We start from the raw sequence: 11,149 nt of genomic DNA on the forward strand, positions 1-11,149 counted from the left end.
GAGCCGCTCCAGGCTCATCAATCCTCGTCGAAGTTCTCCCCGGTCTTTGGGTTGGGTCTGGCGCGGGGATCGAAGCGGTCATCCGTTTGGCTGCCGGCCGCTTTCGGCTGGCCGGCGGGGCTTCCGTCGATAGTGAAGTTTTGCTGCATGACGCGCAGATTGGCGGGCGGTGCCGAGCCGGTCTTGTCCTGGCCGAAGTAGAGCGTGGTATGCGGGAAGGGTATCTCGATGCCCTTGGCGTCGAAGTGCAGCTTTACCAGCCGGTTGTAGGCGCGACCAATGCCCCAATGGGTGCCTGGCTTGGCCTTGATGCGCACGCGAATATTCACCGAACTGTTGCCCAGCGCGACGACCCCCGCCACCTCCAGCGGCGCGACGATATTCATCTTGTGTTCCTCGTCGGCGGCCAGCTCGTCGAAGGCCTCGCGCAGGGCGATGATGGCCTCGTCGATGTTCTCGCGATAGGCGATACCGTATTCACCGACGTGGTAACCGAAGTCGCGCATGAAGTTGGACACCGTGTCGACACTCGAGAAGGGGACGATATGGTAGGTTCCCGACAGGTCGCGAATGCCTACCGAGCGGATGCTGAGGCGTTCCGCGGTTCCGGTGATGCCGCCGGCCGTGACCACGTCGCCGGTATTCATGGCATTTTCGATCTGAATGAAGATCCCGGTGATGATGTCCTGGACCAGCCTCTGGGCACCGAAGCCGATCGCCAGCCCCAGTACACCGGCACCGGCGATGAGCGGCCCGATGTTGATGCCGACCTGCGCGAGCACGATCATCAGCGTCATGGTGACCAGAGCGATCGCCAAGGCATTGCGAAACAGCGAGAGCAGTGTCTTGGCGCGCGGGTCGGGCTCGCCGGTCCCCGTTTCGGGGTTGAGCTTGTGCTCGATCAGACTGGCGAGCGCCAGCCACGCGGTGACCGCCAGCATCAGGATCACCGCGACACTGATGGTCCTGCCGACGATGGTGCGGCCCAGGTCGGAGGCGTACCAGGCGGCGAGATTGAAGACGCCCCAGACGTTCAGCACCAGCATGACGACAATGGCCAGGATGACGAAGCGGATGAAGCGCAGCGCATTGGGGATATAGGAGTTCAATCGGGGTTCCAGCAGCGGCAGCTTGCGCCGCAGGTCATCGGAGAGCGTGATGTGGTGGCCGATCGTCTGGGTCAGCAGACTGGAGATGAGGATGCCGGCTCCCGCCAGGAGGATGGTGTAGAGCGAGGCCTGCATGACGAAGGGCAGCGCGTCCGCGGGGCGGGCCAGCGTGATGACCAGCACCATCAGGAAATAGAGAATCGCCAGCCAATGCCAGATATGGGCCAGCAACTGCAGCGAAAAGCGGGTGGCGCCGAGGCTGGAGCGTTCGGCGATCGCCTCGAGGCCATGACGAAGCTTGAGCCGGTTCGTGAGTACGAAGGTCACGCCGTAGAAGAAGGCACCGAGCATCAGCAGGGTACCGACCGCCTCGCCCAGAGCGGGAGATAGATAGGCATTGATCAGCGGTACCACCGCCATCAGACCGTAGCCGACGATACCGATCAGCCGCGCGATCCAGCGATTCCAGTAGGAGGCTTCCTCGGAGGAGATGGGCAGCAAGCGCAGCCGGTCGTAACGCGACGAGAAAAGCATGCGCACCGCCGCCTTGAACAGCTCGATGATGAGGAAGGCATTGAGGAACAGCGAGGCACGGATCGAGAGCTCGCCGGTCTCGCCGATGACGAAGGTGGCGAGCAAGTTACCGCCGACATAGGCGAGCGCGACGACCAGCACGTCGACGACCGCCGCCATGGCGACGGCCAGGACCAGGCGCACCAAGGGCGTCATGCCGCCGCTCTGCAGCGACCACTGATTGAGGCGGGTAAACACCTGCCTGGCCAGGCGGCGGAAGCCGAGGAAGAGCGCGAAGGTGGCGATGATCACCAGCGCTAGGTTGATCGTCGCCGTGATCAGCCCATCCAGATCGAACGCTCCGTCGCCGGGCTGGCCCCGGAACAAGGCATCGATGGCGGAGACCATGTTGGTGAACTGACTGCCAGCGTAACTGGCGATGCTGCTGGTGGCTTCGGCCAGCCGTCGAGGAAGCGAGACCTCCTGGGCTGCCTGGCGGCTGGCAATTATCGCCTCGGCGGAAATATTGCCCTCGAGCCCGGCAACGCTCTCCTGTTGGGCCAGACCACGCAGCTCTTCTATGAGTCGGTTGCGCGACGTATCGTTTTCTAGCAGATCGGCCAGAGTGGAGTAGGCCGGAGAATCGGGGGGCGGATCGGGCTGCTGAGCCTGAGCGGGGAGGCAGGTCAGCAGTAGGGCGACCAATAGCCCGCTTAGCAGCAGGAAGAGGTGACGTGGATACAGCACGCTTTAATCTCCATGAATCAGCGTAGTCAGGGGGGCTTATGACATTGCGGCGAGTGCCATCACAAGCATGGCATCTCATCCCAGACAAGCCATGAGGTATGGCGTCATGATCGCCAGCCCGCTTGAGTCTAGCAGTTTCTATACAGCAATTATGCATCTCTAATCTCTTATGCCATACTTCATAAGTCGGTCTTTGGCCGAAAAATGCGGTAAGAGCAGCAAGGATGCGCCCGGACTTTCGAGCACGGGCGGTGCGAAGGGAGAAAAAGGATGTTGAATGTATCGCTTGAATTACGTTGTAACGTGTGCGGTAACGATCGCTTCACGATCCCTACCCTAGATGATCTCGATACCGATATTCGCTGCGTCGAATGCCTGGCGTTCAAATGCCACGCCGACGAGCTCGAGCATCACATGATGATGGCCTCTTCACGCCGGCCATCACCATTTCGGGACATGGGGCGATCTCACGCTCGCTGACTCCTGTTTTGGCAAGCAGGCAGTAAACGCTTACCACCCCTTGCGGGTGGTTTTTTGTGCCAACGCGAAGAAAGAAGAGTCTAGAGACGTTTCATGCCAACAACGCTAGGCCCACTGCTAGTGGTGACAATAGGCGGTGCCTTGGGGGGAGTGCTGAGAGTCTGGCTGACAGCACGCATCACTGCTCGCTGGGGGGAGGGCTTTCCCTGGGGCACTCTTGCTGTCAATACCAGTGGTGCCCTTCTGCTCGGCCTGCTGGTGGGGGTGACGGATGCGACTCCGGCCGGGGCGGTAACCGGGCTATGGCTGCTGCTGGCGGTCGGCGTGCTCGGCAGCTATACCACGGTCTCCTCCTTCAGCCTGCAGAGCCTTGCGCTACTGCAGGGTATGCGGCCCTGGCAGGGGGTGGCCAATGTGGCGGCATCGCTTGGTGGTTGCCTGCTCGCCGCTGCCGTGGGTATCGGCACAGGCCAATGGCTCGTGTCGTTGCTGGCGGGAGGCAACATGTGAGCGACACGCAACGTTTCTATGCCGCCGTCGCGCTGGGCAGCGCCCTGGGCGCCATTGCCCGCTACCTGGTATCGATCGGGCTTCTCTCCCTGCTGGGGCCTGGTTACCCTTGGGGTACCCTTGTGGCGAACGTGCTGGGGTCGGTGTTGATCGGCCTGGTATCGGTGTGTACTCAGGAGGGTGGGCGCTTTCGATCATCACCGCTATTGCGTCAGTTTCTGATGGCGGGATTTTGCGGTGGCTTCACCACCTTCTCCATCTTCAGCCTGGAAGTGGTAAGCCTGGCGGATCAGGGCGAGTGGCGGCAGGCAGCGGGGTATGTCGTGCTGTCACTAGGACTGTGGATGGGCGGCGTGGTGTCTGGCGTACGCCTAGGCACTCGCTTGAACCGCCGCCACGCCCAAGCTTCCTGCGGGGAGTAGCGCTGGCAGTGCCTGGCTTGGGCGCTGCCACCGCTCATGCCCGTCTCAGGCGTCCTCGTCATCCGAGGTATAGCGCTTGACCTCGGCATCCTCGCCGCACTCGGGGTCGATCAAGAAAGTGTTCTTCACATCCAGTAGCCCCAGGTGTTCGATAGTGCGACGTCCAAGCAGTAGAGGATAGAGCATCTCGCTGCGATCGCGCAGGCCAAACTGTTCTTCATAAATCGTATCGCCCAGGCAGATTTCCATCAGTACCACCTGACGCTCGGAGCGGCCACCTGCGCCTCGCACGGTGAGATCGCGATAGAGCGGACGTTCGAGCACTTCGGAGAGCGTCTCATCGCTGCTCTCGTCATCGAGCTCGAGGCGGAAGCGTACCCACTCCTCTCCCTCCTTCTCGAAAATCTCGATATCGCGAGCATCCAGCGATGATGTCAATGCGCCGCTGTCGAGCTTGGCCTTGACCACCACGCCCCAAGGCTCGACCGAGGCCCTCTCCACCCAGCCAAACACCTTCTCCTCCTCTGCGCTTGCCAGGCTTGTACCCATCAGCAGCGCACCGGCGAGAACCGAACTCCATATTTCCTTATACATTAAGCCTCCTCAGCAATGGCGTCCTCGAAAGCCGGACGGCCGAATCATTCCATTGCTTGGGAAGAGGTGCAAGGAGCAGAGCGGGTGTCTCCTGGCGCGGGTCAGAAGTTGGTGCAGTGTCAACGGCGGCACTCGTCTACACTTTCGGCATGGCTAAGACATTGACGTACCCAAGCGATATCTTCGAACTTGCCTTCGGTTCAAGTGACTTGAGCCCTGCTCCACATATGACGGTACCGAGTGCCCTTGGCCACCGAGGGCGTGCCGAATGACCATGCTCGTGCAAGCATGCTTCGTCTTGAGCCTCTCCCTCGTGCATCTGTTTGCCGGCAAGCTTCATTACCAGAACAAGATTCCACGCAGCGCTTGGCTCTCGTTTGCGGGCGGTGTCTCGGTGGCCTATGTATTCATTCATATATTCCCGGAGCTCCAGGAAGCGCAACAGACATTGGGTGATCAGGGCGTCATCGGCTTTATCGAGCATCACGCCTATCTTGTTGCCCTGTTCGGGCTGGGCGTCTTCTATGGACTCGAGTGTTGGGCTAAGAAACATCGCAAGAGGGCGGAGGCCGAAGACCCTGGACAGGAGAGCGACACGGGCGTCTTCTGGATTCATATCGGCGCCTTTGCCCTTTACAACGCCTTGATCGGCTATCTATTGGTCTTTCGCGAAACCGCCTTTCTGGAGATCCTGTTCTTCTTTCTTGCCATGGGCTTCCATTTTCTAGTCAACGATCATGCACTGGCTCAGCATCATCGCCATGCTTACCTGAGCAAGGGGAGGTGGGTGCTCTCAGCGGCGGTGGTTGTCGGTTGGGGAATCGGGTGGCTTATCGAAGTGAGCGAGGCGATCACCAGCACACTCTATGCACTGTTGGCCGGAGGCTTGGTGCTCAACGTCATGAAGGAGGAGTTGCCGGAGGAGCGCCAAAGCCGTTTCTGGCCATTCTGCATCGGCGCGACCCTGTGTTCGATGCTGCTGATCGCGATATGACCACCGACGGCCATGGCTGCTCCAATCCGGCCTCTTTTATCGATTGGCACACCACTGCATGTAGACGCCTTTGGTATCTGGACTCCCCCAGCGCCTGTGTCGATCCACGCCGAGCATCTCCTCCCTATTCCATTGGTCGACCCGGTCGCAGTATCGCCGCTGTTCCGAGGTGAGATCATCGGCGGACAAGGGCTTGGATTTGACCTCTGTCGAAGTCATGTTCAACGCGACAGCCCCAGCGGTCACTACACAAGCCGCAACCACAGCGAGAGTTTTCATCATTATGCGTCCCTGCAGTATGATTTGGTTTGATCAATTTTCGGTAAGTATAGTCAACCAAGGAGTAATTACAAACGGTTGCAGGCGTGTCGCCATTAGCGAACACTTAATTGGCTGGGAGGGCGGCAAGAAGCTTTAGCGTATGCCATGAACGAAAAAAGCACCCGTAGGTGCTTGATTCGTATGCTTGATTGGTGGAGGCGGCGTCCATCTAATTCGGCTGGTAAATAACTGAATAAACAAAGCTATTGTTATTTTTATTTATTTTTATGCCCCCAAATATGCCCCTTAAGGTATGCTCTGCTCATGCCCGGCCAATGAGTTCGCTTCACGCTGGAGGCGGCAGCCTAGCCCTTTGGCTTACCTCAGTGGAGCTGCTTGACTGGCATCCAAAATATTGACCATAATCTCGTTGTTGCTTGGTCGCCTTGTCCGATGCTGCTTACATCCAAGGCCCGCAACGAGCCCCACCCGTAGCACCCGTTGTGCCCGATGCAATCCTTTTTGCCAGCATTGCACACGGCCCCCAGCAGTCGTGTCTGGCAAATAACCCTCCAAGGGAGGATGCATCATGGCATCTATCGCAATGCGCGTGGCGCAATCAGCAGCCAGTGCTATCCAGGCAGAAAATCTGCCGCTACAGTTACAAAATTGCCAGCAGTTTATACAAGCTGCGCTCCTCGGTCGCGGTGTCTCGAGCTTCGAGGACATGAAGAGGCTGGGTATCCCCGTCGTAATCGATAAAGGCCAGGAAAACGTCGCGAGTAACGCATTTTCAACGTGGGGGCGTGTCCTGCGTGACGATATTGTGTCCGAGCGTGCAGATAAAGCTCTACGCCGCGTTTACGAGCGTTCGCGCAAGCCTCTGCCAGACCCGGTGGAATTTCAGTTCCAGAAACTGAGAGTGGCCGCCATCATCACAGAGCACATCCGCCAGCATGGGCTTTTCGTCTATACACAACGGCTACTGTTCGCCCCGGCATTCAGGTCGATCGGCATGGGCTTGCTCAAGGAAATGAAACTTCCCGAGCTTCCTCCCTCCTCAGCGAGCTCCGCTATAGCATGTGACCTCCTGCCTGCTTTACCTTCGCACAACCTTAAGGAGCACCTGCTCTTCCTCGGTGGGCAGCACATGCGAGGGTTCGGTTTGCCGTTTGGCTCATTCGCAAAATGGGTCTCTGAAAACGAGCCCACCCTAGTCGAGTTTCCGGCACCTGATCTTAAGCCGGGTCGCATGGCACGCAAGGATCTCTTCTATGAGCATCCGAAGCATCCGAAGCATCCGAGTGCAGAGCTAGGTCTGGGCTTCTTTCTCGCTGTTACGAAAAATCAAATCCCCGAGAATATCAGCATCGTGACGCCATTACTTCAGCACAGGCAGGCCGAGGGTTACCCACAGCAGCCGTGGAGAGCTGAGTTCACGAGCGAGGGCATAAGCAAAAGGTTCATAAGCGCCGTCGAGCGTAAGCGGCTTGAGGCTGCGCTCTCGAATTTTGGCGGTCAAAGCGCACGCCTGAAGGTCTGTCCGAGCTGCTCGGAGATATACTCCGATGACAGGAACGACCTTAATCTGCGCTGCAGCTGCACTCACTAGCCCTAGGGAGAAGATCATGGCAAACGACGTAATGCTGAATAGTGCCGATCGTTCTATCGACGGTGAGGTCCGCGATCTTCTGGGTCTAGCGACAAGCCTTGAAGCGCTGGGCGTACGAAAGGCGGAGACTGATGGGAACGTGCGCTATGTGCGTGATGCCCAGACCGGGGACATGATAGTTGCGGGGCGCGACGTGATCGTGAAGAAAACGAATGCTACGCTAGGCGTGCTGATAGCGTTACCGGATGCTTCTCAGGATGAAGTGCTGGCTGATCTAGAGTCCTTCACTCAGGAAATGCGTGGTACCGTGGTAGGCCGCAGCCAATCCTGGGTATCGCAGCGAAAGCCAGGCTGAGTGCAAAAAGATAGGTAACCGAGGCGGGAGCCTTTACGGAGCTGCTCCCGCTTTTGTCGATCAATATCGCTGAAACAGTACTATAGGTCCATGGCGGCAATTAAATGCGAGTGATTCGATAGTCTGTAGCCTGTTCCGTTGCTCAACTGGCAATCTGAACCGATAAGCCTAGGCCCCGGCTGAACGAAAGCCTGTTCCTTTGCTTGGGCCATTGGGTGTCCTGCGATTGCCAGCTGCTTTTCATCCGCACTAAGTTGCGATCTAATGCCGACGGCGATGTGTTGAACATGATTGGCTAATGATGTCGCTATACGGTGACTTAGTGCTCTGGACTCCATCCGCCAACTTTAGCGGGCTGCCGCTGTGATGCCTTCATGCTCGGTCAGTTTCGGGATGGACATGCGGATGGACATGCTCATGGGCGGTGCCTTCTTCTTGAGGATGGCTTCCTTACGCTCTGCGGGGTAATGCATGTTGATCACCTCTCATTTCGTTTAGGTGACAACTACGTTAACAGATAGGGATTTTCGGTCACGCCGATCAAGAAGGCCTGAGACATGTCGCTGCCCACCTCGACCACATTGTCTTGGGCGCCGCCATGCTCCGCCTGGAAGGCGCTGAATGCTGTGATGTCGGCCTTGCCATGCCCAGGAACGTCGAAGATCATCGTTTCCTGCTGACACTGCATGTCGAGGAACACCGTGATATAGCGCTGACCTCGTCGAAAGGCTGTTTCGTCCACGCCGACAGCGGTCGAGTGCGATAGGTCCAGCTCCTAGCCCAGTTCAGGGGGTGAATTCCACATCCAGCGACGAAGAGCCTGTACAAGCTCGGCTACAGATGCCGCGGAAGCTCTCCATTCTCCAGGTAATGCAATAGTTTCTGATCTTCCAAAACTGACCGATAGAATACGGCCTCCCAGCGATTAATCGAAACATACTCTTCATGCTCTAAGAACATATCCACTTTTTCTCTAAAAAGCATTTTTCGATTGCCGTTACGATGCATCATGGCATTTTTAAGTAACTGGATATATTTTTTTCTGCTAAACTCTTTTAGCCTTCTGTTTATGCCAACCCCTTCAATATGGTTGCTTGCTAAATCATGTAAGTCTGCAGGGACGCCATCATGAATACGTATATTAAAGGAGGGAGTTTTAAAGGGTTCGTAAAAATCTATTTTAATCAAAGGGAATAAAATATCGTCGTAGTAGGGGTGAAGAAATTTTTTTCCACCTTCATCTGTTACCCACTCTGTTCCCTTTTCTTCCTGACAGATAGTGCACATCGGTGTCAGGTTATGCAGAAGGACAGAAAACTCGGGGAATTCTGTTTTAGGAAGGTAGTGATCAAGGGTTGTTGGAGTTCCCGACTCACCGCATGAAGGGCAGAAAATAAGATCATGATTCCGCCTCATTTTATAAAGATTTGAGTGAAGCCAGCTCCCCTTTTGCGGATAGTACAAATTGATTAACGATTTTTTTCTGTCTTTGGCTTGCTGTTGGTCATCAGTATACATGCACAAAGCAAGAGGATGGACGACGGCAGGATCCCCCTCATGTGCAATATATATTGAGATGTTTCTCCACCAATCCTCTCTTATTCGATTGTAGAAATCCTTAAAATGAACTCTTTCGCGAAAAGCTACTTCAAATACCTCTGCGGGAGCAAGCTCTGGAGCGACAGCCTTACTTACCATTTCCTTCCTCCAAGCCAGTCAGTTTCATTATTATCTCTTCGTTAATCTCTTCCCCTAGTTCATCAATAACCCTCTTGGCACTACCATATTCGATAAGTTTTTCTTCAAGCCACTCGTCAAAAGGTTTGCTCAAGGAGGAGTCACCAAAAACATATGAAGATATCCTTTGCATATCTCCCCCGAATGTCTCGAAAGGGGGTGAGGTTACAAGCAATCCATCTTCTATCTCGTGGAAAACATGCACGCACTTAGTTGGGATCTCTCTTGCGATAGTTAGCGAATGAGTGGCAAGTATTGCTTTTGACTTAAATGAGGACAATACTTTTTTTAGCATTGATATAAATTTAATTTCAAATGTAGGGTGGAGAAAAAGTTCGGGCTCATCAATAACGACCAAACTATCCCTTCTTATCTCTCCAGCAATGTTAATAACTATGTAGCAAAACAGCCTCTGGCCTGAGCTAAGTTCAATTTTTTTACCTTGCCTGACAAAGACAACGCCTTCCCTGTAATCGATCCTATCTTCATAATCAATTATGTCAAAGCTTAGCTCTTCGTGTGTTTTTCTGTCTAGTTCTAAATACTGCTCGCCGCCCATCTTAAATAAGTATTCCGGGAGGAAAGGATTGTTTTCATCAAGGCCGTCTTTAAGCTTTACAGCCAGCTTTTCGCAGCCTAAAGCTTCTTTCAAAACAGTGCTAATAACATTAAATTTGCCTATCCAGTTAGGCATAAAGCCAAGCTTTTCATCATCTTTAAGTGCTTTGATCAGGGAGGTCACCGAATCGGTCGCCGGTAAATTGTGGTTAACGCGGATTTTTTCCACGCCATCTTGCTCAAGTCTTTTCTTAAAACCAAAATATTTATAAGCATTCTTCTCAATTAAATTTTCATCTTCAATATCTAGAACAAAGTTCTCAAATGGGCTATAAGAAACGAGTATAAGTTTTGATAAGTTAGGGAATCCATCAAAAGGGACATGATCTAAACGTTCAAGTTCAGTCTTGCTTCCACTATCAATGCCAAGCCAGTACTCAACCAAAGATTTAATGCAATGAGACTTGCCAACTCCATTCGCACCAATAAGTACATTAATGTCATACGGAAGAACTGCAGAGTTAAACATGAAATTGACAGGCTGTACGCTGCCCTCTCTCGTCCTAATATTAAGAGTGAAGTCGCTTATTGATGAGTCGCCGTGCTCTTCGAATATTCGCCAGCCATCTCTATATGCCTTTTTCGCACCTGCTTCTCTTAATAGAGATGTTATAAATTTATCATCTTTCACAAGGCTTTCTATTGATGGGTCATTTTCAATTTTTTCTAAATAGCCAGCATCCCTGAGATTAAGAAGAACTTCTTTTGCCTTTTTTGCCTCAAGCTTTCCGAGGAGAGCTGAATAAAAGTCCACGTCACTTGGAACGGATATATATTCTTTGTTCGGAATTGGAAACTCCCCATCCCAGCTCTCGTTAGAAATCTCCTCAAGGTATATCGCTGTGTCATCTACATCTTCAATCATTATTTTTATAGCAAAAGAAAAGATTTTATCTCCATTTACAAATACTGCAGCATTAAGGGTTGTTCTGTACGAATAATCATCCCAGTTGTTATAAGACAGAACAACAGCATCGCCCCATTCATGTGGGAGCATAGGTGATTGCTTCCAACCTCTTCCCGCCTGGTAAAAAACTTTCAAGCTCCGCCCCTCCACTAAAAAGCAATTTCATAGATAGCCAAATGGCGCCTTGTGTCAAGCTAGATGTCTTTAGTCATGGGGAAAAAATTAAAATCATGACTTTAGTTACTTTTATCGCCGAGACAGAAAGACGACACAACAACAGCCCATGACAA

General features: G+C 53.8%; 11 protein-coding genes. 5 read left to right on the forward strand and 6 right to left on the reverse strand.

Annotated features, from left to right (window positions below):
• Positions 1 to 17: 17 nt before the first annotated feature.
• Positions 18 to 2,369, reverse strand: coding sequence for a mechanosensitive ion channel domain-containing protein (locus HJD22_RS11215; RefSeq protein WP_208655169.1), 2,352 nt, complete (start codon positions 2,367 to 2,369; stop codon positions 18 to 20).
• Between the two features lie 573 nt (positions 2,370 to 2,942).
• Between HJD22_RS11215 and HJD22_RS11220 the strand changes: the two genes are divergently transcribed.
• Both HJD22_RS11220 and crcB read left to right on the forward strand, forming a co-directional pair.
• Positions 2,943 to 3,359 (forward strand): CrcB family protein, encoded by a 417-nt coding sequence (locus HJD22_RS11220; RefSeq protein WP_208655168.1) that lies wholly within the window; start codon positions 2,943 to 2,945, stop codon positions 3,357 to 3,359.
• Positions 3,356 to 3,781, forward strand: coding sequence for a fluoride efflux transporter CrcB (crcB, locus tag HJD22_RS11225; protein ID WP_248730219.1), 426 nt, complete (start codon positions 3,356 to 3,358; stop codon positions 3,779 to 3,781). The genes HJD22_RS11220 and crcB overlap by 4 nt, the downstream gene beginning before the upstream one ends.
• A gap of 45 nt (positions 3,782 to 3,826) precedes the next feature.
• On the opposite strand, the gene HJD22_RS11230 is transcribed toward crcB, so the two are convergent.
• Complete coding sequence (locus HJD22_RS11230; RefSeq protein ID WP_208655166.1) at positions 3,827 to 4,375, reverse strand: ATP-dependent zinc protease; 549 nt, start codon at positions 4,373 to 4,375, stop codon at positions 3,827 to 3,829.
• A 268-nt stretch (positions 4,376 to 4,643) separates the two neighbouring features.
• On the opposite strand from HJD22_RS11230, the gene HJD22_RS11235 reads away from it, so the two are divergent.
• The 3 genes from HJD22_RS11235 to HJD22_RS11245 all read left to right on the forward strand — a co-directional run bounded on the left by HJD22_RS11235 (position 4,644) and on the right by HJD22_RS11245 (position 7,597).
• Positions 4,644 to 5,369 (forward strand): hypothetical protein, encoded by a 726-nt coding sequence (locus HJD22_RS11235; protein ID WP_248730220.1) that lies wholly within the window; start codon positions 4,644 to 4,646, stop codon positions 5,367 to 5,369.
• An 850-nt stretch (positions 5,370 to 6,219) separates the two neighbouring features.
• Complete coding sequence (locus HJD22_RS11240; protein WP_208655165.1) at positions 6,220 to 7,242, forward strand: hypothetical protein; 1,023 nt, start codon at positions 6,220 to 6,222, stop codon at positions 7,240 to 7,242.
• A gap of 16 nt (positions 7,243 to 7,258) precedes the next feature.
• A complete protein-coding gene (locus HJD22_RS11245) occupies positions 7,259 to 7,597 on the forward strand; it encodes a hypothetical protein (protein ID WP_208655164.1) in 339 nt (112 codons plus the stop codon).
• A gap of 347 nt (positions 7,598 to 7,944) precedes the next feature.
• Here HJD22_RS11245 and HJD22_RS17990 read toward each other — a convergent pair whose 3' ends face one another.
• From HJD22_RS17990 to HJD22_RS11260, 4 genes are all read right to left on the reverse strand, one after another.
• Entirely contained in the window at positions 7,945 to 8,070 is a 126-nt protein-coding gene (locus HJD22_RS17990; protein ID WP_283101629.1) for a hypothetical protein, read from the reverse strand.
• A gap of 32 nt (positions 8,071 to 8,102) precedes the next feature.
• The gene (locus HJD22_RS11250) at positions 8,103 to 8,339 is read right to left on the reverse strand and encodes a transposase (RefSeq protein ID WP_208655163.1); all 237 of its coding nucleotides are present in this window, start codon (positions 8,337 to 8,339) and stop codon (positions 8,103 to 8,105) included.
• Between the two features lie 92 nt (positions 8,340 to 8,431).
• Entirely contained in the window at positions 8,432 to 9,295 is an 864-nt protein-coding gene (locus HJD22_RS11255) for a hypothetical protein (protein WP_208655162.1), read from the reverse strand.
• The gene (locus HJD22_RS11260; protein WP_248730221.1) at positions 9,285 to 10,994 is read right to left on the reverse strand and encodes an AAA family ATPase; all 1,710 of its coding nucleotides are present in this window, start codon (positions 10,992 to 10,994) and stop codon (positions 9,285 to 9,287) included. Before HJD22_RS11260 ends, HJD22_RS11255 begins: the two co-directional genes overlap by 11 nt.
• Positions 10,995 to 11,149 lie beyond the last annotated feature (155 nt).

Source organism: Halomonas sp. TA22, from assembly GCF_013009075.1.
Taxonomy (GTDB): domain Bacteria; phylum Pseudomonadota; class Gammaproteobacteria; order Pseudomonadales; family Halomonadaceae; genus TA22.